Below are 17,940 nucleotides of genomic sequence, written 5' to 3' on the forward strand. Positions count from 1 at the left end.
TTGAATTATTTTTCTATAAAAGGAGTGTATTTAATATGAAAATAGAACATAAAAATCTTATACAAGCTTTTGGTTTTTCTATATGCCATATAATAGAAGAAGACACTGGCTATATCAAATTTTTTCAATCAATGGATGACGCCTTTCATCAAAGTTTTAATATTGCAAAGCTAGATGAGAATACAAACTGTATTAAAATATTTGATAATAGAAATGTTTTATTAGATACTTTAAGACTTCCTAAATAAAAAAAGATGTAAAGTAAAATGGTACCTAAACACAGGGTCCATTTTACTTTACATCTCTTTCTTTATTTAAATAAACTTTAAATATTTTTCTACTTCATTACTAGGTACAGGTCTACTCAAAACATATCCCTGTATTTTATCACATTCTTGAGTTTTTAAAAATTTTACTTGCTCATACTTTTCTACCCCTTCTGCTATTACATCTATTTTCATCTTGTGGGCTAATTGTATTATTTCCCCTGTTATACCATCATCCACAACAGAATTTTTTATGTCATCTATAAAAGATTTATCTATTTTCAAGGTATCTATAGGTAGTTTTTTCAAATAACTTAAAGACGAGTATCCCGTTCCAAAATCATCTAAAGAAATCTTTATTCCCATTTTTTTTAACATAATTAATTTTTCTACATTAGATTCAATAGAACTCATTAAGGTACTTTCCGTTATCTCTATTTCTAAAAATTTAGGATCCATATCAGTATATTCTAAAACTTCCCTTACTGTATTTATAAAATCATTTTGTTGAAGTTGAAGAGCTGAAACATTTACCGCTATTCTTATAGGTTTATACCCTGATTTTTGCCAAAATTTGTTCTGTAAACATGCATTTTTAAGCACCCATTTACCCATTGGCAAAATAAGTCCTGTGCTCTCTGCTAAAGGAATAAAATTGCCAGGAGGTATTAATCCTTCTTTAGGATGACTCCATCTAATAAGGGCCTCCACACCAATTATACTTTCTGTTTTAAGATTCATTTGGGGTTGATAATATAATATAAACTCATTTTTTTCCACAGCCCTTCTTAAATTTATCTCTAAATATGATCTTTGCAATATCCTATTATATATATCCTCATCAAAAAATTCATATCTATTTTTCCCGTGTTCTTTTGCACTATACATAGCACTATCTACATTTTTAAATAAAGTGAAAACATCATCTCCATCTTGTGGATAAATTCCTATTCCTATACTTACATTAGTATACACCTCATGTTTATCAACAACTATACAATTTCTAAAATACTCTAAAATACTTTCTGCAAAGTCTGATGCATTTTTTTTATTACCTATACAACTCTTTACAAGTAAAAATTCATCTTCCCCAGTTCTATATATATTATCATCAACATCTAAAAATTTTTTTAATCTATTGCTTACTTCCTTTAAAACTTTGTCACCAAATTTATGGCCTAGTGTATCATTTATATTCCTAAAATTATCAATATCTATAAGTAAAAGTGCGAAGTTAAAATATTCTTTATTTTTTTCTATTTTAGTATTCATATTTTCCTGGAAATAATGGAAATTAGGCAGATTGGTTAGTCTATCAAAATATGCCATTTTTTTAATTTTTTCCTCATATATTTTCCTGTCAGTTATGTCTGATAATGATCCTGCCATTCTTATAGCTACACCCTTTTCATCCCTTAAAAGTTTACCCCTACTTAATACCCATCTATAACCATCCTCTTTATACTTCATTCTAAACTCACACATATAGTAAGGTTTGTTACCTTTTAAATATTCTTTTAAAGCATCCATTGCTAAATTAACATCATCACAATGTAACATTCTTGTAATTCTACCTATTATGCTTAAGTTACTATTGGAAATATAACCCATTTCTTCTTTCCACTTATCTGATATAAAAAATTTATTATTAATGAAATCCCAATCCCACAGAGCATCATTAGCTCCTTCTACCGCAAGTCTATATCTCTCTTCACTTATTTTTAGGGCCTTTTGATTCTTTCTTAATTCTTCATATTGACTTTTGATGTCTTCCTCTGTAGCTGCTAATTCTTGATAAATAGGAGAATTCATTTTAACTCCATTATATAAATATCTGCCCATGATTTTACACCTACTTATATAAAACTTATTTGTCTTTAAAGTACCATTTTTATGTTACTTATTATGTAATATATTCCATATAATTAATATTATATTATCATATTTCAATGCTATAATACAGACATTTATTAAATGACATCAATAAAATAATATTATTTTATCCAATTATATGTATAATCTGTAGCTATATTTGAAATTATCTATATAAAACTTATATAAATTTAATATTAATTAATATACTATATATATACATAAAATTAAAAGGGAGTGGTATTTTGAAAAAATCCTTTTATATGTTAATTATAATTTTTCTTAGTTTTATAACTTTATTTATATTTACTGTTCAAAAAGAAGAAAGGACTAATGTAAAAAATTTAAAAACATCACCTTCTTACACTCTATTTATAGAGGAAAATAAAAAAGTTTACTTGCCTAAAGCTTCTGATATGGCTATTTCTTATAAAATCACTAATTTAAATATATGGTCCATAGATTTAATGCTAAGTTTTTTAATTCCTATATTATTTATAATAAGCGGTCTTTCTGTTAAACTTAGAAATTTTTCACATAATAAAACTAAAAGTTTTATATTAATTGTAAGTATTTATTTTATATTATTTACATTAATTAATTATATTCTTACCTTTCCCTTAAATTTTTATAGTAATTTTATTAATAAACATAATTATGGTCTATCAAATCAAAATTTTGTTAGGTGGTTCAGTAATTCAATAAAAGATCTTATTATTTCTACAACTATTGGTGCTTTATTTTTATGGTTACCTATAGTAACAATAAAAAAACAACCTAAATATTGGTGGTTACATATGGGGTTATTATCTATACCTATATTATTATTTATAACTTTTGTATCCCCTACTTTTATAGATCCTTTATTTAATAAGTACGAAACTATACAAAACAAAGAATTAGAAAAAAAAATCTATACCCAATTATCTAAAACTCCTTTAGATAATTGTAAAGTTTACCAGGTAAATAAAAGTATCGATACAAAAGAGATGAATGCTTATATGACTGGTATATTTAATTCTAAAAGAATAGTTTTATGGGATAATACTATAAATAATTTAACACAAGATGAAACCTTATGTATATTAGCTCATGAAATGGGACATTATTTAATGGGGCATGTTTGGAAATCAATAATACTTGGTAGTATACTTATAACTTTTATTTTATATATAGTTAATAAACTATGTTTATATATAATAAATAATTGGTCTAATATTTTAGGTTTTAATCAACTATTTGATGTAGCAGCTATTCCTCTTATTATACTTTTTATAAATTTTATGATTTTTATAACTAACCCTATTACTAACAGTTACTCAAGGTATTTAGAAAAAGAAGCTGATAGATTTGAAATAGAACTAACTAAAGATAATTATTCTACAATAACTTCTACAATTAAACTCCATGAGGAAAGCTTAACTCTTCCTCATCCCAGTAAATTATATAAAATATGGTATTTCTCCCACCCACCATATTATGAAAGAATAAAATTTGCAAATGAATATATGCCTTGGCAACAAAATAAACCACTAAAATACGAAAAATATATCAATTAATATTTTATATTTATTGGGACACGTAAAAATTACGTGCCCATACTTTTAATTCTGAATTGAATATTTTAAAGCTGTATTTACTATCTTAAATATTATAAATGAAACTATAGAATTTACCACTGTAGCTGGTAAAACTACCGTCAAAACTAAAGCTTTAAAAGTAATAGGAAGCCCTACTATAAAAAATGCTGACGTTAAAAATATAATCCCACTTATAAATGTACCTATAACAGCTATTAATATCATACTTATATTTTTATTTAATTTATACCTTAATAATTTAAACATAATATATACAATCTGGCTAGTAATAATTTTATCTATAATATTAGATATCTGTCCCCCTGGGAAAGTAGTAGTAGCTGCTGTCAATAATCCAGATATTAGCCCTATGCATATAGTTAATTTATAATCCTCTGCTGCAAATATAGCAATAAACATCATAACAAGTAAAAAATCAGGTTTCATTCCAAATAGAAAAGGGGGTGTAAGCTGATGAAGTATAAAGCCTATAGCTAAAAAAAGTGCACTAATTATGAATTTTTTTATTTTCATATAAAATATCTCCTTTTTAATATTAAATATATTACAATACACAAAAATACAGTTTATTGTTTTTAACTTTCATAACATAATTACCCCTCCTTTCATAAAATATAATAAAAAAACCTTCACCCTAAAAATATTAGGGCGAAGGTATAGTTCACGGTACCACCTAAATTATGCACAAGTGCATATCTCATACTAAAATACTAACATATTTTGTCCTTTTTAACGGTAGGATTCCGGTAACTACTACTATCTTATACAAGATTTCGGGTTACTTCTATAAGGTCCATTCATTAAAATCTATATTGCCGAAATTCCACCACCATCAGCTCTCTTTAAATAATCAATTTTAATTACTATTCCTCTTCAATGAATTTATTATTTTAAGTTTACAATAATTTTACCACCTTCAGCAGAATTTTTCAACTATTTTTCACCACTTTTCATAATTAAAATTTTGTACTATAATAAATATATCCTATTATCTAATATTTATTATACATTAACAAGGAGTGTTGATATGTTTAATTTCAAGCCTCTTACATTAGAGGATAAACCTATATTCGATAAATTTTTAAAAACTTATAATTTTTTATCATGTGAATATTCTTTTACAAATTTATTTTTATGGAAAAAAGGTTGTAATATAGAGTATACCATTTTAAATGGTACTTTGATAATTAAAAAAACAGATTTTGATCATTCCTCTCACTTTATGCAACCTATAGGGTATAAAAAAGATAATTTAAAAGAATTGGTAGAAGAATTAATAAAATATAAAGATCAAAATAATTTAGATTATTTATTTAAAGATTTAGAATCTCCATTCATAGAGGATATTAAATCTATTTATGGTGACAAAATAAATATAATAGAAGACAGAGAAAATGCTGATTATATTTATTTAAAAGATGATTTAATCAATCTTAAAGGTAAAAAATTCCACAGTAAAAAAAACCATTATAATTATTTTATAAAAAGTTATAACTATAAAACAATGCCAATAACAAAAGATATATTGAATGACTGTTTAAATGCAGCAAAACAATGGTGTTATGAAAATAACTGTAAAGGCTATATCCTTTATGAACTTTATGGTATACAAGAGTTACTAAATAATATTGATAGTTTAAATTATATTGGAATGGCAGTATATGTGAATAATAAAATATCAGCCTTTACCATAGGTGAAATAGTAAATAATGATATGGCAATTATCCATATTGAAAAAGCTGACCATAGTATAAGAGGTCTTTATCCCTATATTAACAAAACTTTTGTAGAAAAATATTTAAATGATGTAAAATATATAAATAGAGAACAGGATTTAGGTATAGAAGGTTTAAGAAAAGCTAAACTTTCATATAATCCTATTAAATTAGAAATGAAATATTCTATAAAATAAAAACAATACCCCCCATAAAAATGGGGGGTATTGTTACTCAAATACATGAATTAATTCATTAAATAAATCCTTATTTTTCTTTATTTTTTCTTCGCTTCCTAATACACAAATATAGTTTTCTTTCATACAATCCTTCACTAAAGATGTTAACTTTTTAATTTCTTCCACATTTGTAGATAAAATTTCATCTCTTTCTTTTTGAATATCCTCTTGCGTAATATTACTTATATAATTAGCTGCAGCTTTATCTCCTTTCATAGATGGAGTAAGAGGCGAATCTATATCACTCATAGTTCCTATGATATACTTAGTTATTTCTCTATCATCTGCACTAAATTTATCTATATAAGAATATGCATTATTATATACTTCTATGGTGCTTTTTAAATTTGGATCTCTATAGGACACAAAATACATATTACCATTTTTATTAAATCCGCCGAAACATCCATAAGCTCCACCTTGGACTCTAACCTTATTCCACAAATAATTAAAGCTTATTACTGTTTTTAACACTTGAAGTGATCCTTTATAATTATATCCTAACTTTTTAAAATTAAAGCCCTTAGCGTTATATTGAACCTCCCCTGATGTCATAAGACCTTGGTTTACTTTACTATATTTAATATCATATTTATTAGGCATACAAGCCTTTGTTCCTAACCTATTTTTTAATATATAAAAATTATCTTTAAATTTATTATAATCTTCCTCCTCTAAAGTTACACTTAGCATAAGATTTTCCCTGTTAAATATAAGTTTAGAAATTTCTTTTAAATTGTTTATTATCTCACTTTTCCTATTTTCAAAATTTTTATCTATATCAACTATAAAATGATAAAATCCAAGTCCTGAAACCTTTTCTATATAATTAGATGAAGCTGAAAAATACGAAGCTAATCTTGCAGCTGCTACCATATGACCTCTATCAAATATCGACATTTCAATTCTTGACTTAAGTTCCTGAATTATTTGTTTTATACGATTAAAGTCGTCAAACTTACTATCTTTGATTTCTTCCCCTAGAATTTTAAATAATTTAGGTATTTTTTCCACCAAAACTTTTGTTCTTATTTTTAATATTGGTGAAAAATCATCAACAATTTTATTGTTAGAATAAGCAGTTGCAGTATAACTAATTCCTCCTGTATTTATATTAATTTCATTAGACAACTCTTCATAGGAATATCCCTTCGTATTTACCTTTCCTATAACCCCAGCTAAAAGACCTATATATGGTATTAAATCCTGTGGTACATTCCTAGTATCAAAATATAAATTAATATATGCTATCTTATTTGTGAAAATATTATGTTTTAATACCTTCATATCTTCTATTTTGTCCTCTATAATAGGTAATTTTTCAGAATCTTTTTCTATGTCTTCTATGGAAAGTAATGGTATTTTCTTTAAATCTTCTAAAGAATCCGGGGTCTGCTGCCTTTCTTTAAGTCTTTTAGTAGTTGAAATAAGTTTTTCTAATTCCTCTTGTTGTAATGTACTTTTATAATTGCTCAATTTCTCTTTTAAATTTTTTTCCTTTTCATCAGCTAATCCTTTTTTAGGTTTAACAATCAATAAAGAACTATGGTTATTATTTAAAATATACTCATTTATAAATTTTTCAAAATAATCACTAGTTAAAGCTTTCTTGACCTTTTTTAATTGTGGTTCATACTGGATATGCATTAAAGGATCCTTATCATAAAGCCAACTATCCATACATTTAATAGCATAGATTAGTCCTTTAGGATATCCTTGAAAATCTGCTTCCCTTAATTGAAATTCTTTTATATTAATTGAAGATTCTATAAGTTTTTTATCTATTCCTTTATCCACTAATTCTTTTAATGTTTTTAATACTACTTTTTTAAATATTTCCTTTTTATCCTCATTAGAATTTTTTACAACTACACTAAATGTAGGTTGTAATATACTATTATCGAAACTACCAAAAACATCTTTTCCAATATTAGACGCTATTAATGCCTTTTTTAATGGAGCTGCAGGAGTTTCTAAAAGTAAATGTTCTAATATATCTAAAGCCAAATAGGTTTCTCTGTCTGTTGACTTTCCTGTTACAAAATTAAGACTTAAAAAAGTTTTATCTTCTTCCTTTTCATTACAAGATATAGGATATTCTATTATTTTTTCTCTCATTTTACTAAAAGGTTTTTGAATATGAATTTTAGAATCTACGTTTAATGCTTCAAAATCCTTAAGATATTTGTCATTTATAAACTTTAATTCCTCTAATATCTCCCCATCACCATATAAGAATATATAACTGTTTGATGGGTGATAATATTTTTTATGGAAATCTATAAACTCCTCATAACTTAAAGTTGGAATATAATCTGGATCACCACCGGACTCAACTCCATATGTAACATCCGGAAATAATGATTCTGATATTTTTCTTATTAAAATAGATTCCGGAGATGAAAAAGCACCTTTCATCTCATTATAAACTACGCCTTTATACTTTATATCACTTTCTTCACTTTCTAATTCATAGTGCCAACCTTCTTGCATAAATATTTCAGGATACTTATATATATTAGGATAAAATACAGCATCTAAATATACATCCATCAAATTTAAAAAATCTTTTTTATTTCTGCTTGCTACAGGATACATCGTCTTATCTGGAAAAGTCATAGCATTTAAAAAAGTATTTAAAGAACCCTTAATAAGTTCTACAAAGGGCTCTTTAACAGGAAATTTCCTAGAGCCGCAAAGTACAGAATGCTCTAGAATATGAGCAACACCTGTACTATCCTTGGGAGGAGTTCTAAACCCTATAGAAAACACTTTATTGTCATCTCCATTATATAGCTTTAAAAGCTTAGCTCCTGTAATCTTATGAACAAATACTAATGCTTGAGAATTTATTTCTTCTATATGCTCGTTTTGAAGTAGTTGAAAACCCATGTAGACCTTTCCTATCTCTAAATTCATCTTTTTACCTCCTAAATATAATTTTAATTACTCTCACTTAATACTAACCTCTAAATGTATGCATAATTATTACTATTTTATGAACAATTTATAAGTTAAATTGATTATATCTATAAACTATAGTATAAGTAAAATATCAATAAAAATTTACTTATTTTTATATTTATATTATGCCATAAAAAATAACTTATTTTTATATATTTTTAGCATTTTTATAATAAATATCTATATTTTTTATAAAGTTCTTTATCATAACGAAATTATTAATTTTATTTAAATATCTAAAAATTATATTGACTATTTATGTTATTATTGCTATTATTTAATTAAATAAAGTCGAATATTGTTTTAAGGAGGTAATGAATATGAAATCAACAGGGATTGTAAGAAGGGTTGATGAACTTGGCAGAATAGTAATTCCAATCGAATTAAGAAGAACTCTTGATATTGAAATAAAAGATTCTTTAGAAATATTTGTGGATGGTGAACAAATAATACTAAAAAAATATAGTCCTTCATGTATTTTCTGTGGAAATGCAAAAGATGTAATTAACTACAAAGGTAAAAATATCTGTAAAGTTTGTCTCGAAGAATTACATACAGAAAAATAATAAAATATTTAAATTAAAAAAGGCACATTGCTGTGTCTTTTTTGTTTTCAAAATATAAACTCTTTTTATATATCAATTAAATAAAAAGAAGTTTTCTCCGATAATAATTAATGTATAAAATATCACCTTTTGGGAGGCTTATAAATATGAACAAACTTAAACATTTATTAATAACTACTTGCATATGTACTTCATTAATAGGTACATCTTTACTATATAGTGTAAAGGCTTCTAATATATCCTTATACCCAAATATAAATAGTTCATCATATAACCAAAACAATATCTTTACTCTATGTGGTTATAAAGGTCAATGTACTTGGTTTACATATGGACGTACTTTAGAAAAATTAAATTTAAAATTACCTAAAAATTTTTATGGTAACGCAGTTACCTGGTGGTATCAAAATATTAATAATAAAACTTACCCCTATGGCAATGAAGCAAAAGCAAATTCTATTGCTGTATGGTCAGGAGGAAATTTAGGATATGGTCATGTAGCTTTTGTTGAAAAGGTAGAAAATAATTTAATATATTTTAATGAAGGTAATTTTAGTGTCCGTGGAGACTATGATAAGAATATAAAACTTTTATCAAAAGAAGCTATAAAAAACAGAGGGAATCTTTATTTAAAAGGATATATATACCTTGAAAATAATTCTGATACTATAAATTCTAGTGAAGATGCCTTACTAAAATATGGTACAGTAAATATATCTTGTAATTCCTCACTTAATGTTAGAACCAATCCTTCTATTACTTCTAATGTATGTGGTTCATTAAAAAAGGGTAACAAAATAATTATATTAGATAAAATTTATGACTTTTACAAAATTAAATTTAATTCTACTTTTGCATTTGTACATTCTAAATACATAAATATTACCTCTAATAATGTAAATAATAACACTTCTACTTCCAATAAATTTGCAACAGTTATTTTAAAAGATAAATCCTCAAAATTAAACGTAAGAAATATTCCTTCTCAAAATGGTAAAATTTTATCTTGTATAGCATATGGCGCTAAAGTAGAAATTCTTCAAACATTAAATGGTTGGTATAAAATAAAAGCTGCTAATCTTATAGGTTATGTATCAATTCCATACATAAAATTAAGTTAAATACATAAAGAGCTATATTAAAAATTATAATATAGTTCTTTTTATAAATAAGATAGAAATTATGTGGTAATATATAATAAACCCATTAAAATTTTTATGAAAATAGGTGGTATATTGAATAGCAAAATAAAAATAAGAATTTCCCAAAAAGCTTACAATGAATTATTAAAATTATTAGATGATAATAAAGAATATAATTGCATAAATTTCTCCTACTACTCAACTTGTTGCCAAAATGGCAAAATTTCTATTTCATTAGATAATTTAAAAGATAACTATATAAAAGATATTATTGATAATCTTAATATAATTTATAATAAAGACTTATTAAGGGAAATAAAACAAATAGATTTAGTATATAAAAATAATTCTTTCTATGTTAAAGCTATACCTCTTACAAATACTACGAATTCTTGCAATAGTTGTTGCAAAAAATCTTGTTATACTTGTAATAAAAATATGCAAGATTAATTTTCTTGCATATTTTTACTATGGGTAAATACTAGTATTGAAGAGGCAATTATTAATATATATCCAATAATGCTAAATTTATCTGGTACCTCTTTCCATAGTATAAAGGCAATAACTTGAGAAAAAATTATATTCGTATAATTATATATTGATACTTCAGAAGCTTTAGCATATTTATAAGATATAGTAAGTGCAAATTGAGCTATAGCCGCGAAAGTTCCAGCTCCTATTAACATAAATAATTGACAAAATGTTAATATTTTAAAATTCATTAACATAAATGGTAGTGGTAAAACAGTAGATATAAAAGAAAAATAAAATACAATAGTATAGTGCTTTTCTTTATTACCTAAAAATCTAACCACAGTATAAGCTGCTCCTGCAAAAGCCGCTGACATAAATCCTATAAATGCGGGTATTACACTAATATCAAATTTAGGCTTTATAATAAAAATTGCTCCTATAAAAGCAATAACTAATGCAGGAATTTGAATTGATGTAAGTTTTTCTTTCAAAAACACAACGGCAAAAATAGTTATAAAAAATGGATTCATTTTATTAAGCATAGATGAATCTGCTAAAAGCATATTATCTATGCAATAAAAATATGCAATCATTCCTATGGTTCCTAATACTCCCCTAGCTATTAAGTACTTTCTATTTTCTTTCTTTCCTAAAGGATTTGCTCTATTATAAATAATCATAATAGTAGAGATAATTAAACTTACAAAATTTCTAAAAAAAGCTTTTTCTAAGGTTGGTACTTCTCCTGACATCTTTACTAATGCTGCCATAATAGCAAAACATAAAGAGGATATTAACATAAAAAATACGGCCCATGTTTTTTTTGATGAATTATTCAATAAAGTCTCCCCCTAAAATTAATTTATATTATATCTCTTGTAAAATTTTTTTTGCTATTTTTTCTGCGTCAATGTTATCATCTACTCTTATATTTATTTTTCCGCTAATTCCCTTTGCTTCTCCTGTTTTATAAATTATTTTGCCCATAGTATCATTTATCTTTTTTACTACAATTGCTTTATCTCCTTTTGTAACTTTTATATTTTTTCTACTTTCAGTTTTTATATAAAACTCATTTGTAAATTCTATTTCTTGTCCTATTTTATATTTATAACCCATAATACACCTCAATTCTTTTTATTTTTTACAAATATATATCTGAGAATTCTATTTTTATTTTTTCCACATTACTCTGTTGTTGTAAATAGAAATCCTTATTTTCATTTCTTATAGTTGTATTAGGGAATTCTATTATAAATTCACATCCATTAGTATACTCTTTATTAAGATATACCTTTCCCTTATGCATATCCACCAGTGCTTTTACTAAAGATAAACCTATTCCACTTCCTTCATTATTTCTAGACAAAGATTTATCAACCTGTGTAAATCTTTCAAATATGCTGCTCTGTTTCTCCTTAGGAATACCTATCCCAGTATCCTTTACAGAAATTTGAATATATTCATTCTTTTCTTTAATATTTACAAATATTTTACCTCCTTCATTTGTAAATTTTATAGAATTAGATAATAAATTCAACATTATTCTTTCAATTTTATCCGGGTCACAGGCTATAACTTTTTCCTCTACATCCGTATCAAAAATAATGTCAATTCCCTTTATATTTGAATAATCTACTATAGACATAGTTATATCTTCTATTACAGTAATAATATCTTCATTTTTAAGTTGAATCTTAAAATACCCTGAATCTATTTTAGTAATATCAATAATATTATTTATAAGTCTAACAAGTCTATAACAATTTTGCTTCATCATATTAGTATATTTACAAAGCTTTAATTTGTTTTCTCCATCTAAGTCCTCAACTATTAAATTACACATTTGAATAGCACTAAATATAACATTTACAGGAGTTTTAAGTTCATGAGAAATATTAGCAAAAAACTCTGTTTTTAATTTATCATACTCTACTACTTCTTTTAATAGTTTGTTTTTCTTTTTCACCTTTCTCTCTAATTTTTCATTTAATTTTTCTACTGTATTATACATAAATTTATTCTCTATAGATATTACTGCATGAGACCATAGCATTTGTATAATTTTTATTTTATCTAAATCAAAAACATGCTCATATATATTATTTTCTAAATATAAAATAGCTTTTAGATCTCCTTCAAAAATTACAGGCATACACAATACAGATTTAATTTTATTTCTGCTTACATATTTATCATTTGAAAATTTATTATCCTTTAATGCATTTTCTAATACAACAGTTTTTAAGGTTTCGGCTACATAATATATTATACTTTTAGGTATATCATTAAAAAAATTTAAAGGAATTATTTCTGTTTCATTTTCAAACATATTCACTTTAGTATTTACAAATAATCCTTTATCTGATTGTTTTATTAAATAACCCTTTTCAGCTTTAGAGTTTATAATGGAAACTCTTAATAAATTATTTATCATATCCTCCATATCAATATTTTTAATATGAAATATTTTTTTTATAGATTCTTCTTCAGAAAAATTCCATTTACAATCACCCTTCATTTTATCCCCTCTCCTGTAAAAAAATACTTAAAAATAAATATTTTTTAATAAATAATAAATAATTCAAAACCGACTTTTCTTAATGTTAATTATATCAAATAATTATAGATTTGTATTATATTTCAACATTTATTTGCAAATAAGAAAAGACATATTAATATGCCTTTTCTTATTTATTCTATAGGTAATTTTACATAAAAACTTATATCATTTTCATCACACTCTACCCAAATTTCACCATTGTGTAAATTAACAATGCTTTTAGATATTGCTAAGCCCAATCCAGTTCCTCCTGTATTCTCCGATCTAGACTTTTCTACCCTATAGAATCTATGAAATAATTTTTTCAAATCTTCATTAGGTATATTTTTTCCTTTATTTTTCACATATACTATAGCCTTATTTTCCTCTTTGTATAACCCAATTTTTATTTCACCAGGTTTAAAACTATACCTTACTGCATTCATAATTAAGTTATCAAATACTCTTACAAGTTTATCTCCATCTGCATTAATTTTAACATCCTTAGTTATATTTTTATTTGCTATTAATTTATTATCCTCAAAGACGGGAACAAACTCCTCTACAAGTTGCTCTAAAAACTCATCTAAAGATATTACCTCTTTATTAAGTGTTACTCCTTCTCCTGATAATTTTGTATACTCAAAAAGTTCATCTATTAATACTTTTAATTTTTCTGATTTATTATAAGCTATATTTACATATTCTTTAAGTTGTTTATCATCTCTAAATTTATTATCCTTAATCAAGTTCAAATAACCAATTATTGATGTTAAAGGCGTTCTCAAATCATGTGAAACATTTGTTATCAGTTCACTTTTATTTCTTTCTATTTCTCTTTCTTTTTCAATCTTATAATTAAGCTCTGCTGCCATATAATTTATATTATCGGCTAAATGTGCCAATTCATCTTCTCCCTTTCCATCTATTCTATAATTTAAATCCCCATTGGCCATATACATAACAGCAAGTGCAATTTCTTGCATATACTTTACCTTTTTTCCTGTTAAATAAAAAAATAATCCTATAAAAAAAACTCCTGATATTAAAAGTGCTAAAAAAGATTTTTCCTTCTCATTATAATTAGTTTCTATCCTTCCCTCTGGTACCCCTTTAATTACTACATAGGCCCTATTGTCTGAAAAATCTATAGGATAAAAACTAACAAACTCACCTGATCCACTACTATACTCTCTTTGATCATATATAGCATTTTTAAAACCTACGGAATTTTTTATTATTGTATGAATATCTACTTGATTTTCATAAGTATTTTCAGATTTATATAATACTTTACCATTAAGATCAACTACTAACACCTTATAGTTTGTATTGCTATATCTATTTATTACCTGCTTAATTTTGTCACTATCCTTAGAAGATACTTTTATATTATCTACTTGTTTCCCTATATCCAACACTAAATCTGACATTCTTTTAATACTATCCATATAATTTATAGTAGAGTAGGATGTTCTTTTAGTAAAATAGGAATTGGTTAGTGTAAATAACATAAACGAGGCAAATAAGCATACTCCAAAAGTTACTATTAATTCCATTCTTATATTCTTATTTACTCTATCTTCTGCTCTATAATATATTTTCATAAACCTTGTAAATAATATTCTAAAAGGTTTAGTAAAAAAACGCCATAGCCATTTAATTAATCTAATTAACATATTTCACCTCATTTTTATATCTTCTCAACTTTATATCCAACTCCCCAAACGGTTTTCACATACTTAGGCTTCCTCGGATTTTCTTCAATCTTTTCACGTAGTTTTCTAATATGAACCATAACAGTATTATCCGATTTAAAAAACTCTTCTTTCCATACTCTTTCATAAATTTTTTCTATACTAAATACAATTCCCTTATTTCTAGCGAGCAACTCTAATATATCAAATTCTCTAGGAGTAAGTTTTACTTCTCTTTCTCCTACTTTTACTTCATGAGTATCTGTATTTATAGTAAGTTCATCTATTTCTACAATATTTTCATTTATAACATTTAAATTTGTATTAAACTTCTTATATCTTCTTAATTGTGACTTTACCCTAGCTATAAGTTCTAAAGGATTAAACGGTTTAGTAACATAATCATCTGCACCTGCTGTAAGTCCCCATATCTTATCCATATCCTCAGTTTTAGCTGAAAGCATAATAATAGGCATATTTTTTTCTTCTCTTATTTTCATACAAGCTTCTATACCATCCATTTTAGGCATCATTATATCTAAAATTATAAGATCTACTCTTTTCTTTTCCAAAGCTTCAATAGCTTTTATTCCATTTTCCGCCTTTATAGCATAGTAGCCCTCATTCTCTAAATATATGGCTATTAAGTCCCTTATTTCTTTTTCATCATCAACAATAAGAATACTTTCTTTATTCAAAATAATCACCTCTAAAAATATTATCCAATTTTATATTAATACATAATAGTTATAAAAAATTATAATATATCCTTAATAATTTCTTAATTTTATTTATAACTAATTATATCATTAAATACTTATAAACTTTATAACATATAACCAACAATAAATATTTATTGACTTTCTATGAATTTTTGTATATACTGTATATGTACGTTATATACAGTATATACAGTATGAAAAGGAGACTTATGATGAATATAATTATATCCAATTCTTCAAGAGAGCCAATTTATGAGCAGATAACTAAACAAATTAAAAATTTGATTTTAATGGGCTCCATTAAAGAAGGTGATGCCTTACCATCCATAAGAAATTTGGCTCAAGGACTTAAAATAAGTGTAATAACTACTAAACGTGCCTATGAGGAATTAGAAAAAGAGGGCTTTATAGAAACCGTTCCTGGTAAGGGTTCTTTTGTAGCATCCCAAAACAAAGAACTGCTGAGGGAAAGTAAAATTAGATCCATTGAAGAAAAATTTTCACAAATAGTAGAAGAAAGCAAATTAATAAATTTAGGTTTAAAAGATTTAGAGTATATGCTTAGAGTAATATATGAAGAAAGCTAATTTAAAATTTATTTAGGAGGATGAAATATGAATAATATATTGGAAATTAATAATTTAGGTAAAAACTATAAAAACTTTTCTTTAAAAAATATAAACTTTTCTTTAGAAAAAGGATATATTATGGGATTTATAGGCCCCAATGGAGCTGGAAAAAGCACTACTATAAAACTTATAATGAATCTTATAAAAAAAGACACTGGAAAGATAAAAATCTTTGGAAAAGATAATATTGAGTTTGAAAAAGAAATAAAAGAAAAAATTGGATTTGTATATGACGAAAACTATTATTATGAGGATTTAACTATAAAAGACACTAAAAGAATAATCTCACCTTTTTATAAATATTTTGATGATAATGTTTTTAATAATTATTTAAAAAAATTTAATTTAGACCCTAATAAAAAAATTAAAGTTTTATCTAAAGGTATGAAAATGAAGTTTTCCTTAGCTATTGCCTTATCTCATAATGCTAATCTTATAATAATGGATGAACCTACTTCTGGTCTAGATCCAGTGTTTAGACGTGAGATATTAGATATACTTTATGAATTAATTCAAGATGAAAATAAAAGTATATTTTTTTCTACACATATAACCACGGATTTAGAAAAAATAGCAGATTATATTACTTTTATAAATAAAGGAGAAATAGTTTTCTCTAAAAATAAAGATGCAATTTTAGATAATTACTCAATTATTAAAGGTCCTAATGAAATTTTAAATAATGATATAAAAAAAGAATTTATTTCTTTTAAAAGTAACGATTTCGGTTTTGAAGCCCTAACTTCTAATGTAGATAAAATTAAAAGACTATATAGCGAAAATATAGTTGTTGATAAAGCTTCTTTAGAAGATATAATGTTTTATTATGTTAAAAAGTAAAGAAAGGTGATATTATGTTTAATTTGATAAAAAAAGATTTAATTGTTCAGAAAAAAACCCTTTTTTTTATTATACCTTATTTCTTATTTTCTTTGATCACTTTTGATAATATGTCTCCCAATGCGTTTATTAGTTTAATGACTATAACATCTGTATTTATATTATCTACAGCATCTTTTAGTTATGATGAAAAAAATAAAAGTACAATTTTATTTTCTAGCCTTCCTATTACAAAATTAAATATTGTGCTTGCTAAATATATAAATACCATAGTTTATAGCATTATTTCATTTACTTTAGTAACTATTATTATGATAATATCTAATATAAATAATTTAAATTTTTTAAGTGCATTAAATATAATCTTGTTCATAAAACTGACATCTGTTTCCATGCTTATAGCCTCTATTACATTTCCTCTATTCCATAAGTATGGTTTTATTAAAACCAAATCAATAATATTTATTATTTATTTTATATTATTTGGAATAATAACAAATTTATTCCAAAATAATAATTTTTATATTGGATATTTCATTAATTCCATTTTGATACCAAATATGCTAATCATTTTGTTAATTATATTGCTATTTTTTATAAGTTCCATACTTATTTCATTAAAAATATATGAAAATAAAAATCTATACTAAATATTTAAGGAGGACTACCTT

At 24.8% G+C, this 17,940-nt stretch carries 17 protein-coding genes and 1 other annotated feature; of the genes, 9 read left to right on the forward strand and 8 right to left on the reverse strand.

Features of this window, described 5'->3' with window-relative positions; all coding sequences use genetic code 11:
- Window positions 1–35: 35 nt before the first annotated feature.
- Entirely contained in the window at window positions 36–248 is a 213-nt protein-coding gene (locus tag EJL03_RS05940; protein WP_125153049.1) for a hypothetical protein, read from the forward strand.
- Between the two features lie 66 nt (window positions 249–314).
- On the opposite strand, the gene EJL03_RS05945 is transcribed toward EJL03_RS05940, so the two are convergent.
- Complete coding sequence (locus tag EJL03_RS05945) at window positions 315–2,108, reverse strand: putative bifunctional diguanylate cyclase/phosphodiesterase (RefSeq protein ID WP_125153050.1); 1,794 nt, start codon at window positions 2,106–2,108, stop codon at window positions 315–317.
- Window positions 2,109–2,401: 293 nt separating this feature from the next.
- On the opposite strand from EJL03_RS05945, the gene EJL03_RS05950 reads away from it, so the two are divergent.
- Complete coding sequence (locus tag EJL03_RS05950) at window positions 2,402–3,697, forward strand: M48 family metallopeptidase (protein WP_125153051.1); 1,296 nt, start codon at window positions 2,402–2,404, stop codon at window positions 3,695–3,697.
- 45 nt (window positions 3,698–3,742) lie between these two features.
- Here the strand turns inward: EJL03_RS05950 and EJL03_RS05955 are convergent, their stop codons facing one another.
- A complete protein-coding gene (locus tag EJL03_RS05955) occupies window positions 3,743–4,252 on the reverse strand; it encodes a tryptophan transporter (protein WP_125153052.1) in 510 nt (169 codons plus the stop codon).
- 128 nt (window positions 4,253–4,380) lie between these two features.
- Window positions 4,381–4,625, reverse strand: a binding site (T-box leader).
- Window positions 4,626–4,766: 141 nt separating this feature from the next.
- Between EJL03_RS05955 and EJL03_RS05960 the strand changes: the two genes are divergently transcribed.
- Window positions 4,767–5,651, forward strand: coding sequence for a DUF2156 domain-containing protein (locus EJL03_RS05960; protein ID WP_125153053.1), 885 nt, complete (start codon window positions 4,767–4,769; stop codon window positions 5,649–5,651).
- A 33-nt stretch (window positions 5,652–5,684) separates the two neighbouring features.
- Here the strand turns inward: EJL03_RS05960 and EJL03_RS05965 are convergent, their stop codons facing one another.
- Window positions 5,685–8,612 carry an insulinase family protein gene (locus EJL03_RS05965; RefSeq protein WP_125153054.1) on the reverse strand — a complete coding sequence of 976 codons (2,928 nt, stop codon included), beginning with the start codon at window positions 8,610–8,612 and terminating at the stop codon, window positions 5,685–5,687.
- A gap of 365 nt (window positions 8,613–8,977) precedes the next feature.
- On the opposite strand from EJL03_RS05965, the gene EJL03_RS05970 reads away from it, so the two are divergent.
- From EJL03_RS05970 to EJL03_RS05980, 3 genes are all read left to right on the forward strand, one after another.
- Window positions 8,978–9,223, forward strand: coding sequence for an AbrB/MazE/SpoVT family DNA-binding domain-containing protein (locus tag EJL03_RS05970; RefSeq protein WP_125153055.1), 246 nt, complete (start codon window positions 8,978–8,980; stop codon window positions 9,221–9,223).
- Window positions 9,224–9,369: 146 nt separating this feature from the next.
- Window positions 9,370–10,344, forward strand: a complete 975-nt coding sequence (locus EJL03_RS05975; RefSeq protein WP_164509010.1) for an SH3 domain-containing protein — start codon at window positions 9,370–9,372, stop codon at window positions 10,342–10,344.
- Window positions 10,345–10,458: 114 nt separating this feature from the next.
- Complete coding sequence (locus EJL03_RS05980) at window positions 10,459–10,815, forward strand: hypothetical protein (RefSeq protein WP_125153057.1); 357 nt, start codon at window positions 10,459–10,461, stop codon at window positions 10,813–10,815.
- Here the strand turns inward: EJL03_RS05980 and EJL03_RS05985 are convergent.
- The 5 genes from EJL03_RS05985 to EJL03_RS06005 form a co-directional block, all read right to left on the reverse strand.
- On the reverse strand, window positions 10,812–11,678 hold the full coding sequence (locus EJL03_RS05985; RefSeq protein WP_125153058.1) for a DMT family transporter: 867 nt from the start codon (window positions 11,676–11,678) through the stop codon (window positions 10,812–10,814). The two genes, EJL03_RS05980 and EJL03_RS05985, sit on opposite strands and share 4 nt — an antisense overlap.
- A gap of 28 nt (window positions 11,679–11,706) precedes the next feature.
- Entirely contained in the window at window positions 11,707–11,958 is a 252-nt protein-coding gene (locus EJL03_RS05990) for a hypothetical protein (protein ID WP_125153059.1), read from the reverse strand.
- A gap of 25 nt (window positions 11,959–11,983) precedes the next feature.
- A complete protein-coding gene (locus EJL03_RS05995) occupies window positions 11,984–13,360 on the reverse strand; it encodes a sensor histidine kinase (RefSeq protein ID WP_164509011.1) in 1,377 nt (458 codons plus the stop codon).
- 173 nt (window positions 13,361–13,533) lie between these two features.
- Window positions 13,534–15,060 (reverse strand): sensor histidine kinase, encoded by a 1,527-nt coding sequence (locus EJL03_RS06000; protein ID WP_125153060.1) that lies wholly within the window; start codon window positions 15,058–15,060, stop codon window positions 13,534–13,536.
- A 14-nt stretch (window positions 15,061–15,074) separates the two neighbouring features.
- Window positions 15,075–15,776: a response regulator transcription factor gene (locus EJL03_RS06005; RefSeq protein WP_125153061.1), complete on the reverse strand. Its 702-nt coding sequence runs from the start codon at window positions 15,774–15,776 to the stop codon at window positions 15,075–15,077.
- A gap of 236 nt (window positions 15,777–16,012) precedes the next feature.
- On the opposite strand from EJL03_RS06005, the gene EJL03_RS06010 reads away from it, so the two are divergent.
- From EJL03_RS06010 to EJL03_RS16795, 3 genes are read left to right on the forward strand one after another with little or no spacing between them, the layout of a single operon-like run.
- On the forward strand, window positions 16,013–16,387 hold the full coding sequence (locus EJL03_RS06010; protein WP_125153062.1) for a GntR family transcriptional regulator: 375 nt from the start codon (window positions 16,013–16,015) through the stop codon (window positions 16,385–16,387).
- Window positions 16,388–16,414: 27 nt separating this feature from the next.
- Window positions 16,415–17,269 (forward strand): ABC transporter ATP-binding protein, encoded by an 855-nt coding sequence (locus EJL03_RS06015; RefSeq protein WP_125153063.1) that lies wholly within the window; start codon window positions 16,415–16,417, stop codon window positions 17,267–17,269.
- A 14-nt stretch (window positions 17,270–17,283) separates the two neighbouring features.
- Window positions 17,284–17,919, forward strand: coding sequence for an ABC-2 transporter permease (locus tag EJL03_RS16795; RefSeq protein WP_125153064.1), 636 nt, complete (start codon window positions 17,284–17,286; stop codon window positions 17,917–17,919).
- Window positions 17,920–17,940 lie beyond the last annotated feature (21 nt).

The organism is Clostridium rectalis, from assembly GCF_900626095.1.
Lineage (GTDB): Bacteria > Bacillota > Clostridia > Clostridiales > Clostridiaceae > Clostridium_AS > Clostridium_AS rectalis.